Raw genomic sequence first — 17,674 nt, 5'->3', positions numbered from 1 at the left:
AGAGCACCGCCGGGGGCGCCGCCGAGACGGAACGGGTCGTCAACGAGTCAAGGTCGACCGCCGGATGGTCGCAACCGGGGGTGGCGGCGACTGCGCCGATCGGGGGAACGGGAATACCCCCCGGGGGTATAGGGTTGACGCGTGAGTACGGAGCGCTTGTCGACGAGGCGGAGGGGCGCCATGGAGACCACGGAACACACGCACGACGCGCACGGGCACGTTCACGCGGGGCACGGCGCCGGCCGGCACGGCGGTGCGAGCTGGCGCATGGCGGCGCACGCCACCCTGCACTGCCTCACCGGCTGTGCGATCGGCGAGGTGCTCGGCCTGGTCATCGGCACGGCGGCCGGGCTGCACAACGGCCCGACCGTCGCGCTCTCCATCGCGCTGGCCTTCGCGTTCGGCTACGCCCTGACCATGCGGGGTGTCCTCCGGACGGGTCTGTCGGCCCGGCAGGCCCTCAAGGTCGCGCTGGCCGCGGACACCGTCTCCATCGCGGTGATGGAGCTGATCGACAACACGGTGATCGTCGGCATCCCCGGAGCGATGGACGCGGGGCTGGCCGACGCGCTCTTCTGGAGCTCGCTGGCGGGGTCGCTCGCGCTGGCGTTCCTGGCCACCACCCCAGTCAACCGCTGGATGATGGCCCGCGGCCGCGGCGTCGCACACTCCCACTGACGGGGCCCCCGGCCTTGCCCGGCCGTCCACCGGCCGGTGGGTGGGTTCGGCCTCCGGGGTACCACGCGCTGCGCGCTGCCGTCTGCGGGTCTCGTCTCGGCCACGGCGGCAGGGCGGACGGGAACGGCGCCCCGGGGGCAGCCCGAGCCCCGCAGGGACGCGAGGAACTGCGCGAGCAACCACGCACCGGGCGGAGCACGGCGTCGGCGGCCCGGGAGCAACCCGGAAGCCGAGCCCGGGGACGTCAGCGCGCGGCCCTGCAACGCAGGCAAGGCCGCACGCTCTCTATGCTCCGTCGCATGAAGCTCTTTCGGTCGGACGACCGGACTGACGACCGCAGGAAGCGGACAACAGGCCCCTCCCTGATCGAGGCGCGGGCCGACTTGTGGGCGGGACGATACGCGGACGCGGAGGCAGGAGCGCGAGGAGTGCTCTCGGCCGCGCCGCGGTCTCGGAAGGAGACGGCCGGCGCCCTGTCCCTCACCGCAGCGGCCGTCAACGCCCAGGGACGCCACGTCGAGGCGCTCGCCGTCTTCGACGAGGCAGTGCCGTTCTTCGAGAAGGTCTTCGGCGCCAAGAGCGCGGAAACGCTGGCGCTGCGCTGCAACCGGGGCCAGGTTCTGGCCGTCCTATCACGACATACAGAGTGCGAACGGGAATGTGCGGACGTCGCCCGCACGGCGGCCCAAGGCAGAAGCCCGGCCATGTCCCTCATAGTGACCGCCGCGCAGAACGGGGTGGTCTACGCGCTCAATGGGCAAGGCCGTCACCGGGAGGCCGAGGCACTGGCCCGTGACACCCTTGCCGGCCCGGTCAGGCCCGGTCGCGCCGGGGTCGATCGGCTCGCCCTGGTGCTCCTCCTCGGCCTGGCCCGCAGCCTGAACGGTCAGGAGCGCTACGACGAGGCCCTCGCGGTGGCGGAGCGGGCCGACGAGCTGCGCCGCACGCTCACCGAGGACCTGCGCCGACCGGAATCCGGCACGGTCGAACTCATCATGGGCAACGCCTTCTTGGGGCTGGGCCGCACCGCCGACGCCCACGCCGCCGCTTCCGCGGCCCACGACGCCTGCCTGGCCACGTTCGGCCCCGAACACCACCGCACCGTCGAGGCGCAGACACTCCTCGCCCGGCTCACCACCACCTGACCAGCCACGCCCCCGGGCGCCGGGTCCTTGGGGTGAGGGGGTGGGGAGGAAGCGCTCCCCGCAGGAAATGTGCGCTCCCCTGGACACGGATACGTCAGCAGCCGCGATTCCACATCTCCGAGCAGACGCTCCCGGACCGCCCCGCCCCCCTACCGACGGCACGAAAACCAGGGGCGCGGGGTCCCCCAGCCTTCGGCCGGGAGGTGCCCCCAACGCGACCAGCCACGACGGCGCGGCACACGCCGGAACAGCCCCGGGGGCACCCCGGAAGGCGGCCCGGGACGTCAGCGCGCAGCGACCCCGCGGACCTGGAGGTTGTCCAGGAGTTCGGCGGTGGCGGCGGCGACCGCCGCCACCGCCGCGTCGAACGCCTCCTTGTTGTGCGCGGCGGGCGCGCGGAACCCGGAGATCTTGCGGACGTACTGCAACGCGGCAGCCGTGATGTCCTCGTCGTGGACTTCCGGCGTCATCGGCGGGCGCAGAGTCTTGATGCTTCGGCACATGTGACCAGTGTGGCGCGAGGTCTTGGCGAGCGGGGCCCGCAGTGCTTGAATACTCCGCATTGGTTAGGAACCTTTCCTAACGCAGCACTGAGCCTGAGCTCCCGCAGTTCCCGCAGTGGCCGTGTGACCGACGGCCGGAAACGGAGACGCACGTGCACTCTTCCCCCCACGCCCCCCGTACGCACCGGCGCCGCCCCTCCCGGCGGATAGCCGTGATCGCCGCGGCCGGCGTCCTCGCCGCCGGCGGCGGCTCGCTCGCCCTGGCCGGCACCGGCAACGCCGCGCCCGCCCCCCACACCTCCACCGCCGTCGCGCCGAAGGCGTCCGGCGCGGGCCTCGCCGACCCGCACAAGAAGGAGATCGCGATGGAGCTCGTCTCCTCCGCGGAGAACTCCTCGCTGGACTGGAAGGCGCAGTACAAGTACATCGAGGACATCGGCGACGGCCGCGGCTACACCGCCGGCATCATCGGCTTCTGCTCCGGCACCGGCGACATGCTCGAACTCGTCCAGCACTACACGGACATGGAGCCGGGCAACGGCCTCGCGAAGTACCTTCCCGCGCTGGAGAACGTCAACGGCTCGGACTCGCACTCCGGCCTCGGCAGCGCCTTCGTGAGCGCGTGGAAGACCGCCGCCAAGGACACCGTCTTCCAGCAGGCCCAGAACGACGAGCGCGACTCCGTCTACTTCAACCCCTCCGTGAACCAGGCCAAGTCCGACGGCCTCGGCACGCTGGGCCAGTTCATCTACTACGACGCCATCGTGATGCACGGCCCCGGCGACGACCCGGTGAGCTTCGGCGGCATCCGCAAGACCGCGATGAAGAAGGCCAAGACCCCGGCGCAGGGCGGCAACGAGACCACCTACCTCAACGCCTTCCTCGACGCCCGCAAGGCCGCGATGAAGACCGAGGACGCGCACGACGACACCAGCCGCGTCGACACCGAGCAGCGCGTGTTCCTCAACGCGGGCAACCTCAACCTCGACCCGCCGCTGAAGTGGAAGACCTACGGCGACTCGTACCAGATCCTGACCCTGCCGTAACGCACCGCGAGCCACCCGCGAGGAGGGCCCGCCGCCGCAGCCTGGGGGCGCGGCGGCGGGCCCTCGGTCTACCCTGGCCCCAGCAGACGTGTACGGATGTGTCAGGGGGAGCAGGCCGATGAGCGGCTGGATGTGGTGGTTGATCGCCCTTTTCGCGGTGGGCGGGTTCTCGTCGGTGACGGAGACGGTCCGCGGGGCGTTCCGTACCCGGCACAAGCACAAGATGCAGGTCCTGGAGGCCCAGCGCGAGGAGCGCCGGGCACTGGACGCGGCCAACCGCCCGCCCGAGCCGGTGTGCGGCTGCACCCACCACCTCGCCAAGCACGACAAGCAGGGCAAGTGCCACGAGGTCGTCGAGGTGCCGTCGGCGTGGGACGCCGACCGCAAGCCGATCCGCTTCGAGCCCGGCACCTGCAACTGCCAGCAGTACGTGGGCCCGCAGCCGCTCAGCAGCGTCTACGCCGACGAGATCACTGACCTCTGAGGGCGGCGGGAGTGGCCTCCCCGGCCCACCCGACGAACGCGGACCACGCGTCCGGCGTGAACGCCAGCGCCGGACCCGCCGGGTCCTTCGAGTCCCGCACGTGGACGGTGCCGGGGCAGGTGGCTATCTCGACGCACTGACCGCCGTTGTCGCCGCTGTAGCTCGACTTGCGCCAGGCGATGGCGACTTCGACGCACTGCCCGCCACTGTCACCGCTGTACGAGCTCTTGCGCCAGTCCAGCTGGGCCAGGTCAACGTTCATCGCTCTCCTAGCAGTTGCTCAATGAGATCCAGCGACGCGCTGGGCGGCAGAGCCTGCGCGCGGATGATCCCATATTTTAGATCGAGCTCGCGGACGCGCTTTCGATGCGTGTGGAGACGGCTCACATCCTGAACTTCGACGTAGCCGACCCGTCGTCCGTCTTCGGTCTCCATGAGAGAGAACGCTCCGTTCAAGCCAGCATGCTCTGCACAGTTGGTGGGCATGATCTGGATCTCCGCGAGACTTTCGCGGCCTACGTCCAGCAGATGTTGCCACTGCGCCTGGATCATTGCCGGGTTGGCGAACGAGCGCCTTAATGCCGCCTCCTCCAAGACGAAGCTCATGTCCGGCAGCGGGTTCCGCTCGAAGATGTCCTGCCGAGCCAGCCTGGAGAGAACCTGCTGCTCGATGACGTCACCGCGCGTCCGCGGCCTTCGCATCCGCAGCACCGTCCGGGCGTAATCCTCCGTCTGCAGAAGCCCGTTGATGACCTGCGTGTCGTACGCGTGCAACTCCACCGCCCGACTTTCGTACTTCCGCGCGTCGCGGAAGAACTTGGGGAAGCCCGCGCGTTCGACCTGCTCCTTCATGGCGACGAGGACGCCTCCGGCGTCTAAGACCTCGTCGGCGCGGTCGATGACGTCCGGCTGCATCACGCGGCGGCCGATCTCGATCGAACCGATCTGGCTCTCGCTGTAGTTGAGCGCGGAGCCCAGTTCCGCCTTCGACAGGCCGCGCCGGACGCGCAGCGCCTGGACCTGGCGGCCGAAGCTGCGGAGCAGTCCGTTCGTGGAGTCGTCGTCCAACTCCATGTCGTCGTCCTCTTCGGGCTCTCCGGCCAGCCGACCCTCTTCCGTCATGCCGTCCCCACCTCGTCGTGGTTCGGGACGACGCCAACCACACACGGCACGTGCCCGGTTGACGACCGTCCGTGGTCGTTCCTGATCGCCAGGCTAGAGCGGGGGACGGGAGGTGTGCGGGTATACCAGAGGAAAATGCACGCGTGATTGTTTCGCCTGGGGCCGGTGGGTGCTGCCGCGAACCGTCAACTGGCCCTTCAGGGGCGGTAGATGCACTCGGCGAGCGTGGCGTGCTTCTTCCAGCCGAGCGTCTCGTACAGCGCGCGGCCCGCGTCCGTCGCGACGAGGATCCCCGTACCGGCGCCGCGGTCGACGGCCTGGTCGGCGAGCGTGCGCATCACCACGCGGCCCAGGCCGAGGCGGCGGTGGGCCTCCTCGGTCACCACCTGGTCCACCACGGCGGCGTCTCCGACGATCGCGGCCTGTCCCCGGGCCGCCGGCCGGCCCGCCGCGTCCCGCACCCGGACGTGGACGACGCCGTCGCGGTGGTCGACGGCCACGGCGTAACCCCCGGGCGTGCGGGGCGCGGTGGGCGTCAGGTCGGTGGCCATCAGATGGCCGGTGCGGTCCCACGCCACGGCCCAGTCCGGCGGCATCCAGGCCTCGATGCCCCCGGGCTCGGCGGGCATCTTCATCCACGTCCGCGGGGCGGTGACGGAGGCGGCCGCGCGGCGGACCAGGGACTCCTCGGTCTCCGGGAGGACGTGGCGTCCCACTTCGGCGGGGTTGCCGGCCACGTCGACGTAGAGCCCCCACGGCTTCTCGACCGGAGGCGGTGTCCGCCGCGACACCGCCCAGCCCGCCACCCACGTCCTGACCGCGTGCGCCAGCATCGCGTCCCCCCGTCGCACGTGCCGCATCCACGGCTGAGTAATAGTCACAATAGCATTTCGAGTATTACCTCGTCGCCAGTGAGTAAAACACCCCTACACCAAGAGCCTCTTACGCGAAGGCGCCGCGCCGGCTCCGGCGTCACGGGTGGGAGATATGTTGTCGATGCGCCGGGGGGTTCCGTGCGCTGCCACGGCAGCAGATGCCGCCGTCCTGTGGGGGGACAGCACCATGCCCAGACAGTCGCGTGCCCTGAGACTCACGGCCGCCTGCGCGGTCACCGCGGCCCTGGCCGCCGGCACCCTCGCGGGAGCCGGAAACGCGAGTGCCGCGTCACCGTTCCTCCCGTACGTTCGCGACCAGACGCTGGGCCCCGGATACAGCTCAGAGGTGACCGGCGGCGCGGGCGGCATCGCCGACGGCACCGCGGTCTACGTGTTCAGCAAGAACCCCCTGACCGACGCCACGTGGGCCGGCGGCGGCCTGCCGACCGGTCTGAGTGCGTCGATCTCCGGCACCACCTGCACGGCGTACTCGGGAACGCCGGGCGTCTACACCTGCCCGGTCACCGAGGACAACCCGCTGGACTCACCGAGCGTCAAGGCCGCCACCAGCGCCGCGAACCACACCACCGCGTACGTCGGCGCCGCATACGCAGCACGCGGCACCAGCCTGGCCACTGCGATCAAGGCAGCGGAGATGGCCGGCACGGCCGCACCCTCGGAAGACGGGCAGACCGCGGCCGTCATCACCGTCCTGACGCCGGACGAGGTCGCCAAGAGCACCGTCCAACTCACCACCCCGGACGTGCCGCTGAGCTCGTCGACGGTGCACACGGTGCACGTTCACGCCGCCGATCCCGCGCACCTGGACGTGACCCTCGAACCCAGCCTCGACGAACGGTGGATGGACCAGAACGAGGTGGACGTCGACGTGACGGCGGTCGACGGCGGCCCGGCCGGGGCCTGCACCCACACCACCGGGTCATTGGGCGGGGCGTGGTGCGACCTGCCCGCGGGCGACTACACCATCACGTACACGCTCACCTCGGGGCCCGACGTCGAGGCGTGGAAGCTCGTCGCGGACGCCACGCTCCAGGTGGTCGACTACGGCAGCAGCAACCCCGAGACGACCAGCACCTTCCAGGTCCTCAGCCCGACCCCGGTGACCGAGCGCTACCGCATCTTCGGGCGGGCCTCGGCGGGAGACGTGCACTTTTACGACGGCACGGGAACGGCGACCACCCCGTTCCGCCCCGCTGACTACTTCCAGGACGGCTGGCAGAACTACAACGCCGCCACCGCGCTGTCCGCGGTCACCGAGCACGGCACCGGTGACGCCGTCGCCCGGGACACCGGCGGCACCCTCTGGTACTACCGCGGGACCGGCACCCACTACTGGGACATCTACCAGCCGCGCGACAAGGTCGGCGCGGGCTGGAACATCTACACCAGCATCGTCGGCGCGCGGGACCTGAGCGGTGACGGACGGGCGGACCTCGTCGCCCGCGACACCTCCGGCACGCTGTGGCTGTACAAGGGCACGTCCAGCACCACCGCGCAGTTCGCGACCCGCACGAAGATCGGCGCGGGCTGGAACATCTACAAGACGCTGACCGGGGCCGGTGACCTGACGGGTGACGGCAAGGCCGATCTCCTCGCCACCGACACCTCCGGCGTCCTGTGGCTGTACAAGGGCACCGGCAACGCGGCCGCCCCCTACGCGGCTCGGGTCAAGGTCGGCACCGGCTGGAACATCTACACCGTGCTGCTCGCGCCCGGCGATCTCTCCTCCGACGGGAAGACGGACCTCGTCGCGCGCGACTCCGCCGGCACGCTGTGGCTGTACCAGGGGACCGGCAACGCCACCACCCCGTACTCGGCGCGCACCAAGATCGGCGCCGGCTGGAACACCTACAACCTGATGTTCTGACCCGAACACGACGGCGGGCCGCACCTTTTCTGCTGGGGTGCGGCCCGCCGCGCGTCCGGCGCGGCCTACCGGCGCCAGGGCGCCGAGGCCTGCTCCTGCAGGAGCGCGGTGATCTGGTTGACGTCGTTGAAGATGCTGAGGAACGCGTCGAGGCTGGGGCTGCTCGCGCCGTTGACGCCGACGAAGAAGGTCAGCAGACGGCCGTCGTCGGTCTTCAGGTAGCCGGCCTCGTTCTGGGCGGCGACTTCGAGCTGCTGGTTGAGCAGGTCGTCGCCGATGATGGTGCCGGGCTTGGCGAACACCTTGCCCTTGGCCGGGCAGTCGGTGGTGCAGGAGATGGCGTTGGAGCCGTTGACGCCGAGGATCGGCAGCAGCAGCCGGAAGTCCGTGGCGCGCGGGGTGCGCAGCCAGTAGTCGAGGATCTCGACGAGGGCGCGCGGGGTGATCCGGTCGGCCGCCGTGCCGCCGCGGCCGTCGGAGAGCTGGAACTGGCCCGGGTCGATGTCCGCGACGCGTGCGAGGAAGTCACGCTCGACCGGGAACGCGTCGAAGCAGTTCCTGCTGCCGATCTCGACGGCCATGTTGCACAGGGCCAGGTTGGCGCCGAGGTTGTGGCTGACCTTGAGGATCAGCTTGGCGTACTGGCTGTACGGCGGGGAGACGTACGCGGCCACGCGCGGGTCGCCGCCGTAGGAGGCGGGCAGCCGGTTCTGCGGGTTGGGGCCGGTGGGCGGGGCCGTGACGGTGACGCCGGCGCGGGCCAGCGCCTCGATCAGCGCGGTGCGGGCGAAGGCGTTGGGGTCCTGGATCGGGGAGACCTTCAGCAGCGGCTGCGCGCCGGCCGCGATGGTGCCGGAGAGGTGGATCTTCGTGCCGTCGGGCGAGGTGGTCACGGTGATGGCGGTGGTCCCGCCGCTCGCGACGGTGCGCACGCCGGAGGTGACCTGGTAGGGCGCGACCTGGGGCCGCCAGAACAGCTTGGCCGGCCGTCCGGGCGTGGTCGGGGTGCTGAGCAGGTCGATGAGGTTGTCGTTGAGGATCATCGGCACGGGCTGCGGGCTCAGCGCCGGGGGTGTGAACAGCCGCGGGTCGATGATCACGTTGCCGTCCACTCGGCGGATGCCGGAGGCGCGGATCTGCGCGGCGATCCGGTTGATGCCGGCGAGCGGGTTCTCGGGGGTGAGGGTGGCGCCGGGGAGCGCGGCCTCGGTGTGGTCGATGTCGGTGTAGTCGACCGTGCCGTCGGGCCTGGTCCTTCCGCCCATGGTGAGGTCGCCCTGCGCGACCAGCGCGAGGTCGCCGTGCAGCGTCGGGCCGGTGCGGTGGCCGGTCGCCCGCACGGGGGTGGTGAAGCGGTGGTTCCAGCCCAGGGTGGTGAGGGCGGTGGAGATCGTGGCGAGCTTGGTGGTCGAACCCGGGATGAAGTACTGGTCCGCGAACTGGGAGTGGATGACCCTGCCGCCGACCGGGTCCGACTCCAGCACGCCCCACTGCGCGTGCTCGTAGCCGGGCTTGTGCATGATCGCCTCGATGGCGGGCCCGAGATCGTCGTCGTGCGCGGCGGCCGGCGGTCCGGCGGCGGCCGTGCCCGCGAGGGCCAGGAGGGTCGTTCCGGCAGCGGCCCAGGCGCACAGCCGGGCACGGGTCATCAGTCGCATACGTTCCGCCGCATCTGGAGTCCAGGATTCCCGGGTCGAAGGAGCCGGCGCGCGGGACCCGGCTCGCACGAGCCGGGTCCCGCCAGGCGCTTCTGGCCGCATCGTAAGGACGCGAACCGGGCATATGGGGTGATCGGATGACGCCCCGTCAGTCCCGGCGGCGAACTTCATCCGGGCGGCCGAGCAGCGGCTCCCCCGGGCGCCGGTGGCGTCCGGGGGACGCACGGCGGGTCCGGCACGGGGGCGGGGGGGGGTCAGACGGTGACGGGTTCCCAGACGGGGAGCCACACGTCGTTGGCGGCGCCGCCCGCGACGCAGTCGTACTGGATGAGCGCGTTGCCCACCCCGACGCCGCCCGCGACATTGAGGCACTTCCCGCTGGACTTGGCGACGACCTGGTAGCCGATGCCGGTGGGGACGAACTTCCACAGCTCGTTGTCGGAGCTGCCGCAGGTGTACTGGATGACCGGGGTGCCGTTGGCGCTGCCGCCGCCCTGGACGTTGATGCACTTGCCGCTGTCGACCGACTTGAACCGGTAGTAGCCGCCGAGCGCCGAGTCCGCCTCCCAGCGCTCGTTGGCCGTGCCGCTCCACGGGTACTGGATGATCGGCGCGCCGTCGGCCTTCGACGCACCGCGCACGTTCGCCAGCTGCCCCGGGTCGCTCGCCAGCCGCAGCGTGAGCTGCTGGGCGATGACCGCGCGCGGCGCCGCACCGGCGGCGCTGTCGGCGGCGGCCGGGCTGAACGAGCCCGACGCCATCGCCCCGCCGAGGGCGACGGCCCCCAGCCCCATCGCGAAACGCTTGGACGTCCTCATGCGCATTCCTCCGAGTCTCATGACTGTGTACCGCACATGCCGGAGCCATATGCGGTCGGACGAGCACAGAGAGTAGTCATGCCTGGTGGGCGGGAGCCGCCGTGGCGCCCGGCGCATTCGGGTGGTTCCGGCGGTTCACCGGCCGCCCGCCCGGCCGCCCGGTCATGCCGCGCGCTCCCGAGGGTGGCGAGAGGCGGCCGGCCGGATCTTGAAACGGCGGGCGGGCCGGTGAGACGGTGGGCCCCATGGATCTTGGGCTGGAGGGGAAGGCCGCGTTCGTGACCGGCGGCAGCCACGGAATCGGGCTGGCGATCGCCGAGGCGCTGGTGGCCGAGGGCGCGCGGGTCGTGGTGTGCGGGCGGGACGCGGAACGCCTCGCGAAGTGCGGGGTGCTGGGCGTCCAGGCGGACGTGCAGGACCCGGAGCAGCTCGGGCGCGCCGTGGACGAGGCGGCCGAGCGGCTCGGCGGGCTCGACCTGCTGGTGGCGAACGCCGGCGGGTCGTTCGGCGGCGGGCTGCTGGAGTCGACACCGCAGGACTGGGCCGACACGTTCGCGCTGAACGCCGGACACGCCGCCCACGCGATCCGCCGGGCCGTGCCGCACTTCGAACAAGGCGGCGGCGGCGCCGCGTTGATCATCGCGTCGATCACCGGGTGGAAGCCGGGCCCGCGTTCGTCGTACGCGGTGGCGAAGGCCGCGGAGATCCACCTGGCGGCCACGCTGGCCCAGGAGTTGGGGCCGCGGAACATCCGCGTCAACGCGCTGAGCCCGGGGTCGGTGGAGTTCGAGGGCGGCGGCTGGGCCTGGGTCCGCGACAACCGCCCCGAGGACTTCGCCCGTTTCACCCGCGAGGACTTCCCCCGCGGCCGCCTGGTCACCCTCCAGGAGGTCGCCGACACGGCCTGCTTCGTCCTCTCCCCCCGGGCGAGCGGCATCAGCGGCACCAACGTCTGCGTCGACGCCGCCCAGGACCACCCGAGTTCGGGCCGCTTCTTCCCGTAGGCCGGACGCCGGCGGCCTGCCCGGCCGCGCGGTCAGCCGCCGTCAGCCGCCGTCAGCCGCCGTCAGCCGCGGCGGACGATCAGGACGGTCATGTCGTCGGCGTGGTCGACGCCCGCGGCCGCGGTGAGGACGCGGTCGGCGGTGTGCTCGGCGTCCAGGCCGTCGCGCAGGGCGCCCGCGGCCAGGGTCCCGGCCCGGGCGAGCCCGTCCTCCAGGGTGAGTCCCGGGCCCTCGACCAGGCCGTCGGTGACCATCACCAGCGCGGCGTCCTCGTCCAGGGTGAAGGTCTCCTCGCCGTACTCGGCGTCGGGCAGGATGCCCAGGACCGGGCCTCCCGGCAGCACGTGCACGGTGTGGCTGCCGTCCTGGCGCACCTGGAGCAGGGGCACGTGCCCGGCGCTGGTGCCGGTGACGCGCCCGGTGCGCGGATCGATCCGCAGCATGGTGCAGCTGGCGAAGCGCGGGTCGTCGCGGGCGACCAGCAGCTGGTTGGTGCGCGTCAGCACGGTCCCCGGATCGCCTTCCCGGTCCGCGATGGCGCGCATCGACAGCTGCACCTGCCCCATGAACGCGGCGGCGTCCACGTCGTGGCCCTGGACGTCGCCGATCTCCAGGGCGACGGTGCCGTCCGCCAACTCGAAGGCGTCGTACCAGTCCCCGCCGATGTCCAGGCCGAACTGGCTCGGCCGGTAGCGGGCGGCGACCTCCAGGCCGGCGAGGTGCTCGGGGAGTTCGGGGAGCATGGCCCGCTGCAGCGCCACCGACAGCTGGACCCGCGCGTGCTGCAGCCTGATGCGCCGCAGCGCCTGGCCGGCCAGGTCCGCCAGCGTGCCGATGACCGTCCGCTCGCCCTGGGACGGCAGGCGCCCACCGTCGTAGGCCATCAGGAAGGCGCCCAGCGGCGGGTTGCCCGCCTCGCCGAGCGGGGTGATCGAGAAGGCGTAGCCGGCGCCGAGCCGGGTGAGTTCGGGCAGTTCGGCCGCGCGCGGCCACCTGCGGGTGAAGTCCCGCAGGTCGGCGATGAACAGCGAGCGACCGGTGCGGATCGCCTCGGGCACGGGACTCGGATCGTCCAGCGGCATGCCGTCGAGGAGATCGACCTCGAGCAGTCCGATCCCGGCATCGCTGGAGATGCTCAGGCGGTCCTCGTCGACCAGGGCGAGCAGCGAGCCGGCCGCGCCGAAAGCGGCCGCGAGCCGGGTCAGCACCACCTGCCGCAACTGCTGCTCGGTCCCCGCCGTGATCAGCGCGGAGGAGAACTCGGCCACTTCCGCGGACCGTTGCCGCTCGGCGAGCAGGGCCGCCTGCCGGCGCTCCTTGCGCCGGACCTCCTTGGTGTCGTCGCGGACCACCCCGAACGTGGCCTCGGGTCCGCCGTACCCGAGCCGGGTCCGGCGGGTCTGCACGGCCAGTTGGTGCCAGCCGTCGTGCTCGGTGCGATAGCGCACCCGCTCCCATGAGGACCGGGCCGTGGGCGTCCCCATCAGCCGCAGCAGCGTGTCCCGGTCGTCGGGTTCCACGGCCGCCGCCATGCTCGCCAGGGACATCGTCGGATCAGGGAAGAGGGCGCCCACGCCCGGTTCGCCGCCGAGCCACTCCAGGGTGGCGTCGGCGGAGGAGTACATCCACAGGCCGACGTGGGCGGCCGCCGCGGCCAGCCGGAACGGGATCAGCAGGCTCGCCATGTCCTTGTGGGTGTCCAGCGCGTGCACCCACACCCGGCGGCTGCCGTCCTCGCCGACCCGCACCCGCCGCGCCTCGATCAGCTCGACCAGGGACGCGCTGGGCGCCCCGGGGAAGTCCAGCACCCTCATCGCCACCGTCTTCTCGGTGACCGCGTGCGCGACCAGGCTCCTGGCCGACATCCGCTGGCCCTCCGGCCACAGCTCGCCGAAGCGCTGCCCGAGGCACTGCTCCTGCGAACGGCCCAGCGCCTCGGCCATCGCGTCGTTCAGGCCGACCACCGAACCGTCCGTCGTCAGCACGGCGGCCGGGCCCGCACCTGCGAGGAGTTCCTGCGAGGTCTCCATCCGCGCCTCCCGGGCGCCGCCGGGCGGCGGCCCTGTCCCTCCATGGTCGCGCATGCCCCGCACATCCTCAGCGCGGGAGCGCGCCGCCTCAGCGCGGGAGCGCGTGCCGCCTCAGCGCGGGAACGGCCCCCGCGAGGCGTCCGCACCCGCGTCCGGCGCCCTGCCCGCGTCCGGCCCGATGGGCTCGGGGGCCGTCCAGCTGCGGAGGAGGGCGAGGGCCTCCTCGCTCGCCGAGCCGGGTTCGACGTTGTAGACGCACAGGGTCTGCTCGGAGTCGCCGGGGACCTGGAAGGACTCGTAGTGGAAGTGGATCTCCCCGACGACCGGGTGCACGTAGTGCTTCGCGCCGTGGGTGCGGCGCAGCACCCGGTGGTCGTTCCACCAGCGCGAGAACTCCGGTGACTGGAGGGTGAGTTCGCCGACGAGGTCGGCGAGCTGGCGGTCGCCCGGGTAGCGGCCTGCCTCCAGCCGCAGCATGGCGACGGTCTCCCCGGCGATCTTCTCCCAGTCGCCCACCGTCTCGCGGGCCCGCGGGTCGAGCAGCAGGTAGCGCGCCAGGTTGCGCCGGTTCGCCGGCAGCGCGTCGAAGTCGGTGAGCACGGCCTTCGCCAGCTGGTTGGCGGCCAGCACGTCGCAGCGCCGCCCGGTGATGAACGCCGGCACGTGGCTGAGGGTGTCCAGCATCAGGTACAGGCCCGGCCGGACCCGCTGCGGCCGGGCTGGCGCGCGCCGCGCGGACTGGGGGCCCGGGATCAGCAGGTCCGTGAGGTGCTCGCGCTCGGACGCGTCGAGCTGGAGCGTGGTGCACAGGGCCTCCACGACCTCCGTCGACGGATGGCCGGCGCGCCCCTGTTCCAGGCGCGTGTAGTACTCGGTGCTCACCCCGGCGAGCCGGGCCACCTCGTCCCGGCGCAGTCCGGGCACGCGGCGCACCCGTCCGTCGGCGTCCAGCCCCGCCTGGTCCGGGGTGATCGCGGCACGTCGGGAGCGGAGGAAGTCGGCGATCTCCTTGCTGCGGTCCACCCCTCCAGTGTGGCGACCCCGCGGCGGGCTGTCCTCCGCGAAAGTGGCCCTGCCAGTACCAGCCCGAGGGGGGCCAGTTATGGCGTCCTGACGGGGCCTCCCGCCTGGTGTGCTGGAAAGGTGCCCGGGGCTGCCCGGCGGCACATCGGCTTCCTCGTCCGGAAGGTGCACTCCATGTCCACGCAGAACTCCGCTCAGCCGCTCCAGGGCCGCGTCGCGGTCATCACCGGTGCCTCCAGCGGCATCGGCGAGGCGTCCGCAGAGAAGCTGGCCGCGCTCGGCGCGCACGTCTACGTCCTGGCCCGGCGGGCCGACCGGCTGGCCGACCTGGTCGCCCGCATCGAGAAGGACGGCGGCAGCGCCACCGCGGTCACCGCCGACGTGACCGACACGGCGGCCCTGCAGGCGGCCGCCGACCAGGTGGCGGCCGAGCACGGCGGCGCCGACCTGCTGCTCAACAACGCCGGCGTCATGCTGCCCGCGCCCGTCGAGGAGCTGGCCACCGACCAGTGGCAGCACCAGATCGACCTGAACATCACCGGCCTGATGAACACCGTCGGCGCGTTCGTCCCGCAGCTGGTGAAGGCCGGGACCGAGCGCGGCGTCGCCGACCTGATCAACACCTCGTCGATCGCGGCCCAGAACATCTTCCCCAACTTCGCGGTCTACTCCGGCACCAAGGCGTTCGTCACGCACCTGTCCCGCCACCTGCGCGTGGAGCTGGGCCCGAAGAACGTCCGCGTCTCGGCGATCGAGCCGGGCATCGTCGGCACCGAGCTGCAGGACCACGTCACCGACCAGGGCGCCATCGACTGGCTGGAAGGCTCCAAGGGCGTCATCGAGTGGCTCACGCCGGGCGACGTCGCCGACACGATCGGCTTCCTCGCGTCGCTGCCGCCGCGCGCGAACCTCCAGCAGGTCACGATCATGCCGACGGCCCAGCCGTCCTGACCGGGAGGGCCGGCCCGCCCGACGGGACCGTTCAGCCCTCCTGGCTCTCCGGTCCCTCCTGGCTCTCCTGGACCGGCTGCCGGGCCGACGGCAGCCGGACGCGGAACGTCGCGCCCCTGCCGGGCAGCGTGTCCAGCTCGACGTGGCCGTGATGCGCGGTGACCAGCGCGGCCACGATCGACAGGCCGAGGCCCGCACCGCCGCCCCGGTGGCGGCTGCGCGAGGCGTCGACGCGGTAGAAGCGCTCGAAGACCCGGGCGGCCTGCTCGGGCGTGAGACCCGGACCGCTGTCGGCCACCTCCAGCACGCCGTGGCCGTCGCGGGTGCCGACGCCGATCCGCACCGCCGTGCCCGGCGGGGTGTGGGCGACGGCGTTGCCGACGAGGTTGGCCACGACCTGGCGCAGCCGCGCCTCGTCCCCGAGGACGTGCGCCGGCCCCGGCACCGTGCCCGGTCCGCCGGGTCCGGTGAGGACGACCGTGCGGGTCGGGTCCAGCGCGGTGGTGTCGTGCAGCGCGTCGACGGCGAGGGTGCGCAGGTCCATCGGCGCCACCTGCACCGGCCGCTGCTCGTCCATCCTCACCAGGGTCAGCAGGTCCTCGACGATGCCGCCCAGGCGCACCGCCTCGTTCTCGATCCGCGCCATGGTGCGCTTCACGTCGGCCTCGTCGGCCAGCGCGCCCATCCGGTACAGCTCGGCGAAGCCGCGGATGCCGGCCAGCGGGGTGCGCAGCTCGTGGCTGGCGTCGGCGACGAACCGCCGCATCTGCCCCTCGGACTCCGCGCGGGCCGCGAACGCCGACTCGATCTGCGCGAGCATGCTGTTGAGCGCGGTGGACAGCCGGCCCGGCTCGGTGCGCGGCGACGCCTCCGGCATGCGGTGGGACAGCGGGCGGCCGGCGGCGATCTCGGCGGCCGTCTCCTCGATCCGGCGCAGCGGCCGCAGCCCGGCCCGCACCGCGAACCAGCCCGCGACGCCCAGCAGCACCACCACCAGCCCGCCGATCAGCAGGAACGCGGTGCTGAGCCGGTTCGAGGTGGTCGACACGTCGTCCAGCGACGCGGCGACCACCACGCCGGCCGGCGGGGCCTGGCCCGCCTGGACGACGGCGTTGCCGCCGCCGGACCGCCGGGCGTCACCCCCGGCCGGGACGATCAGCACCCGCCAGCTCCCGCCGCCGTGGTCGCTGGCCACGTCGAACGGCTTGTTCAGGTGCGCCCGCAGTGCGTCGGCGTCCATCGTCGGCCACAGCGGCTGCGGGTCGTTGGCGGCGACGGGCTGCCGGAACTGCTCGGAGATCGTGCCGTCGGACGCCGCGAACGCCACCACGTACTGGCTGGGCAGCCAGGCGCGGGCACCGCTGCCGCCGGGCCGTCCGGACCGCGGCGGGGGTGTGCCCTCGGTGTCCAGGCGCTGCGCGAGCGGGCGGCCGAAGCGCTCCATCTGCTGGTCGACGCGGCTGACCATCTGGTTGCGCACCGACCCCAGCACCACGGTGTCGCTGACCGCGAGGCCCAGCAGCACCAGCGCGAGGGACAGCAGCACCAGCCGGGAGCGCAGCGACAGCGCGGACGGGCGCAGGGCCCGCGCCGCGCGCAGGAACCGCCGCACGCGCGGATCGCGGGGGAACCGGGTCGGGCGAGGGGGCCGCACGCCGGATCAGCCCTGTGCGGGCGCGGGACGGCGCAGCACGTAGCCGACGCCCCGCACGGTGTGGATGAGCTTGGGCGCGCCGGCCGTCCCGGAGTCGACCTTGCGCCGCACGTAGGAGATGTACGACTCGACGATGCTCAGGTCGCCACCGAAGTCGTACGCCCACACGTGGTCGAGGATCTGCAGCTTGGAGACCACCCGGTCGGCGTTGGTCATCAGGTAGGCGAGCAGCTTGAACTCGGTCGGGGACAGCGACACCTGGCGGCCGCCGCGCGTCACCTGGTGGCCGACCGGATCGAGCTCCAGGTCGCCGGCGACCAGCCGGCCGTCGCCCGTGGGCCCGCCGGTGCGGCGCAGGATCGCCCGGATCCTGGCGATCAGCTCCTCCAGGCTGAACGGCTTCGTCACGTAGTCGTCGCCGCCGGCCGTCAGGCCGCTGATCTTGTCCTCCACGCCGTCCTTGGCGGTGAGGAAGAGCACCGGCAGCCGGTCGTCGGGCCCCGCGCCCGGGCGGCCGAGCGGGCCGGTCTCCTCGCGCAGCCGCCTGACGACGGCGAAGCCCGTCATGTCCGGCAGCATCACGTCCAGCACCACCAGGTCGGGCCGCTCGCGGGCGACCGCGGCGAGCGCGTCGGCGCCGGTCGCCGCCGACACCACCTTGAAACCGACGAACCGCAGGGACGCGGAGAGCAGTTCGCGGATGTTGGGTTCGTCGTCGACGACCAGCAGGCTGGCCTCGGGCGTGTTCATGGCGTCCTCCTGGCCTGCGAGGGGCGGCCGGTGCTGCGGGTGCGG

The 17,674-nt window shown here is 72.5% G+C and carries 17 protein-coding genes; 7 read left to right on the top strand and 10 right to left on the bottom strand.

The genetic code is table 11. The features are described 5' to 3' along the window. The first annotated feature begins 180 nt into the window (after positions 1-180). Together BMW99_RS07280 and BMW99_RS07275 are read left to right on the top strand one after the other, a co-directional pair. A complete protein-coding gene (locus tag BMW99_RS07280; RefSeq protein WP_069464938.1) occupies positions 181-678 on the top strand; it encodes a DUF4396 domain-containing protein in 498 nt (165 codons plus the stop codon). A 299-nt stretch (positions 679-977) separates the two neighbouring features. Next, a complete protein-coding gene (locus tag BMW99_RS07275; protein ID WP_069464939.1) occupies positions 978-1,823 on the top strand; it encodes a tetratricopeptide repeat protein in 846 nt (281 codons plus the stop codon). A gap of 284 nt (positions 1,824-2,107) precedes the next feature. Here the strand turns inward: BMW99_RS07275 and BMW99_RS07270 are convergent, their stop codons facing one another. Then, entirely contained in the window at positions 2,108-2,326 is a 219-nt protein-coding gene (locus BMW99_RS07270) for a DUF2277 domain-containing protein (RefSeq protein WP_079175968.1), read from the bottom strand. A gap of 152 nt (positions 2,327-2,478) precedes the next feature. On the opposite strand from BMW99_RS07270, the gene BMW99_RS07265 reads away from it, so the two are divergent. After that, positions 2,479-3,372: a chitosanase gene (locus BMW99_RS07265; protein WP_075016446.1), complete on the top strand. Its 894-nt coding sequence runs from the start codon at positions 2,479-2,481 to the stop codon at positions 3,370-3,372. A 118-nt stretch (positions 3,373-3,490) separates the two neighbouring features. Next, positions 3,491-3,856, top strand: coding sequence for a hypothetical protein (locus tag BMW99_RS07260; protein WP_069466383.1), 366 nt, complete (start codon positions 3,491-3,493; stop codon positions 3,854-3,856). Here the strand turns inward: BMW99_RS07260 and BMW99_RS07255 are convergent. From BMW99_RS07255 to BMW99_RS07245, 3 genes are all read right to left on the bottom strand, one after another. Further along, positions 3,843-4,118, bottom strand: coding sequence for a DUF397 domain-containing protein (locus BMW99_RS07255; protein ID WP_069466384.1), 276 nt, complete (start codon positions 4,116-4,118; stop codon positions 3,843-3,845). The two genes, BMW99_RS07260 and BMW99_RS07255, sit on opposite strands and share 14 nt — an antisense overlap. Then, entirely contained in the window at positions 4,115-4,978 is an 864-nt protein-coding gene (locus BMW99_RS07250; protein WP_069466385.1) for a helix-turn-helix domain-containing protein, read from the bottom strand. The genes BMW99_RS07255 and BMW99_RS07250 overlap by 4 nt, the downstream gene beginning before the upstream one ends. 197 nt (positions 4,979-5,175) lie before the next feature. After that, a complete protein-coding gene (locus BMW99_RS07245; RefSeq protein WP_245791259.1) occupies positions 5,176-5,829 on the bottom strand; it encodes a GNAT family N-acetyltransferase in 654 nt (217 codons plus the stop codon). Between the two features lie 211 nt (positions 5,830-6,040). On the opposite strand from BMW99_RS07245, the gene BMW99_RS07240 reads away from it, so the two are divergent. Then, on the top strand, positions 6,041-7,741 hold the full coding sequence (locus tag BMW99_RS07240) for an FG-GAP repeat domain-containing protein (RefSeq protein WP_069466387.1): 1,701 nt from the start codon (positions 6,041-6,043) through the stop codon (positions 7,739-7,741). A gap of 65 nt (positions 7,742-7,806) precedes the next feature. On the opposite strand, the gene dacB is transcribed toward BMW99_RS07240, so the two are convergent. Both dacB and BMW99_RS07230 read right to left on the bottom strand, forming a co-directional pair. Then, on the bottom strand, positions 7,807-9,399 hold the full coding sequence (dacB, locus tag BMW99_RS07235; RefSeq protein WP_079175967.1) for a D-alanyl-D-alanine carboxypeptidase/D-alanyl-D-alanine endopeptidase: 1,593 nt from the start codon (positions 9,397-9,399) through the stop codon (positions 7,807-7,809). Positions 9,400-9,653: 254 nt separating this feature from the next. After that, positions 9,654-10,217: an RICIN domain-containing protein gene (locus tag BMW99_RS07230; protein WP_069463429.1), complete on the bottom strand. Its 564-nt coding sequence runs from the start codon at positions 10,215-10,217 to the stop codon at positions 9,654-9,656. A gap of 245 nt (positions 10,218-10,462) precedes the next feature. Between BMW99_RS07230 and BMW99_RS07225 the strand changes: the two genes are divergently transcribed. Continuing rightward, positions 10,463-11,221, top strand: a complete 759-nt coding sequence (locus tag BMW99_RS07225; protein ID WP_069463430.1) for an SDR family NAD(P)-dependent oxidoreductase — start codon at positions 10,463-10,465, stop codon at positions 11,219-11,221. 62 nt (positions 11,222-11,283) lie between these two features. On the opposite strand, the gene BMW99_RS07220 is transcribed toward BMW99_RS07225, so the two are convergent. Both BMW99_RS07220 and BMW99_RS07215 read right to left on the bottom strand, forming a co-directional pair. Further along, positions 11,284-13,251, bottom strand: coding sequence for a SpoIIE family protein phosphatase (locus tag BMW99_RS07220; protein WP_069463431.1), 1,968 nt, complete (start codon positions 13,249-13,251; stop codon positions 11,284-11,286). Positions 13,252-13,362: 111 nt separating this feature from the next. Then, the gene (locus tag BMW99_RS07215) at positions 13,363-14,274 is read right to left on the bottom strand and encodes a helix-turn-helix transcriptional regulator (protein ID WP_069463432.1); all 912 of its coding nucleotides are present in this window, start codon (positions 14,272-14,274) and stop codon (positions 13,363-13,365) included. A 174-nt stretch (positions 14,275-14,448) separates the two neighbouring features. Here BMW99_RS07215 and BMW99_RS07210 point away from each other — a divergent pair, with 174 nt between their 5' ends. After that, a complete protein-coding gene (locus BMW99_RS07210; RefSeq protein WP_069463433.1) occupies positions 14,449-15,225 on the top strand; it encodes an SDR family oxidoreductase in 777 nt (258 codons plus the stop codon). Positions 15,226-15,256: 31 nt separating this feature from the next. Here BMW99_RS07210 and BMW99_RS07205 read toward each other — a convergent pair whose 3' ends face one another. Together BMW99_RS07205 and BMW99_RS07200 are read right to left on the bottom strand one after the other, a co-directional pair. Then, a complete protein-coding gene (locus BMW99_RS07205) occupies positions 15,257-16,837 on the bottom strand; it encodes a sensor histidine kinase (protein WP_245791257.1) in 1,581 nt (526 codons plus the stop codon). A 48-nt stretch (positions 16,838-16,885) separates the two neighbouring features. After that, on the bottom strand, positions 16,886-17,629 hold the full coding sequence (locus tag BMW99_RS07200) for a response regulator transcription factor (protein WP_075016444.1): 744 nt from the start codon (positions 17,627-17,629) through the stop codon (positions 16,886-16,888). Positions 17,630-17,674: the final 45 nt, after the last annotated feature.

The sequence above is a fragment of the Actinacidiphila rubida genome (assembly GCF_900110255.1).
GTDB lineage: Bacteria > Actinomycetota > Actinomycetes > Streptomycetales > Streptomycetaceae > Actinacidiphila > Actinacidiphila rubida.
This window is presented reverse-complemented; position numbering and strand designations above follow the sequence as displayed.

What these genes read in the sequence shown, in the direction of transcription:
- BMW99_RS07280 (WP_069464938.1), top strand. Translation starts at nt 181, where the DNA reads ATGGAGACCACGGAACACACGCACGACGCGCACGGGCACGTTCACGCG.
- BMW99_RS07275 (WP_069464939.1), top strand. Translation starts at nt 978, where the DNA reads ATGAAGCTCTTTCGGTCGGACGACCGGACTGACGACCGCAGGAAGCGG.
- BMW99_RS07270 (WP_079175968.1), bottom strand. Translation starts at nt 2,326, where the DNA reads ATGTGCCGAAGCATCAAGACTCTGCGCCCGCCGATGACGCCGGAAGTC.
- BMW99_RS07260 (WP_069466383.1), top strand. Translation starts at nt 3,491, where the DNA reads ATGAGCGGCTGGATGTGGTGGTTGATCGCCCTTTTCGCGGTGGGCGGG.
- BMW99_RS07255 (WP_069466384.1), bottom strand. Translation starts at nt 4,118, where the DNA reads ATGAACGTTGACCTGGCCCAGCTGGACTGGCGCAAGAGCTCGTACAGC.
- BMW99_RS07250 (WP_069466385.1), bottom strand. Translation starts at nt 4,978, where the DNA reads ATGACGGAAGAGGGTCGGCTGGCCGGAGAGCCCGAAGAGGACGACGAC.
- BMW99_RS07240 (WP_069466387.1), top strand. Translation starts at nt 6,041, where the DNA reads ATGCCCAGACAGTCGCGTGCCCTGAGACTCACGGCCGCCTGCGCGGTC.
- dacB (WP_079175967.1), bottom strand. Translation starts at nt 9,399, where the DNA reads ATGCGACTGATGACCCGTGCCCGGCTGTGCGCCTGGGCCGCTGCCGGA.
- BMW99_RS07230 (WP_069463429.1), bottom strand. Translation starts at nt 10,217, where the DNA reads ATGAGGACGTCCAAGCGTTTCGCGATGGGGCTGGGGGCCGTCGCCCTC.
- BMW99_RS07225 (WP_069463430.1), top strand. Translation starts at nt 10,463, where the DNA reads ATGGATCTTGGGCTGGAGGGGAAGGCCGCGTTCGTGACCGGCGGCAGC.
- BMW99_RS07220 (WP_069463431.1), bottom strand. Translation starts at nt 13,251, where the DNA reads ATGGAGACCTCGCAGGAACTCCTCGCAGGTGCGGGCCCGGCCGCCGTG.
- BMW99_RS07210 (WP_069463433.1), top strand. Translation starts at nt 14,449, where the DNA reads ATGTCCACGCAGAACTCCGCTCAGCCGCTCCAGGGCCGCGTCGCGGTC.
- BMW99_RS07200 (WP_075016444.1), bottom strand. Translation starts at nt 17,629, where the DNA reads ATGAACACGCCCGAGGCCAGCCTGCTGGTCGTCGACGACGAACCCAAC.